This is a genomic window from Oleiphilus sp. HI0067 (assembly GCF_001635735.1).
Genome location: NZ_LWFI01000018.1, coordinates 1 through 641 on the forward strand (window position 1 = coordinate 1; position 641 = coordinate 641).

General features: G+C 46.2%; 1 protein-coding gene and 1 pseudogene. Both read right to left on the reverse strand.

Annotated elements, in window-relative coordinates:
* The coding region (locus A3739_RS00525) for a prepilin-type N-terminal cleavage/methylation domain-containing protein (protein ID WP_156502201.1) at positions 1-437 on the reverse strand (437 nt) is incomplete at its 3' end.
* Positions 438-450: 13 nt separating this feature from the next.
* A pseudogene (locus A3739_RS00530) lies at positions 451-641 on the reverse strand (hypothetical protein); the annotation flags it as partial.

Sequence of the window (641 nt, forward strand, 5' to 3'; positions counted from 1 at the left end):
CCATGCACGATAAATACATCCGTTCCGCTTACAATTTGTTGTGCACCTGTCCCGACACTCAAGCCCATGTTGTTCAGTGTTGTAACTGCGCCAGTCACATTATCAAAGCCGGTAATACCATTGTCGCCATTGAAACGAATTAGCTCGTTTCGAAATGCTACATTCGAGAATTCGCTCGTGTCTGCTCCATTGGTGAATGGTGAACTCGCATCTCCCGATGCACAGCCAAGAAACGCTGCAGCACGCACTCCACGAGACAAAAACTCCATCGAGATACGACCGCTTTCTTGAACGCGTGCAACTCCACCTTGAAGATTGAAAGCCTGACTATTGCTATTAAAAATTTGGAATAAACCAAGCAATAGGAAAGAACTCAACGCCAAGGCAACGAGCAATTCAACAAGTGATAAGCCTTGTTGTTTCGAATGTTGTGTCATAGTGCTCTACTCCTTAAGGCTCAAATGAAAGATCAATAGAGCTTGTCGCGATGCTCGTTGTACCTTGCTCGACACGGTCTGTCCACTGCACCCTTACGGTATAAACGCTGCCATTCAAAGCAATAGAACCCTGACCTGCCGGGAGAGATCTTGCTAGATTTGCTTGCCACTCAAATCGATCATTGATCGCCATATCTGCAGAAG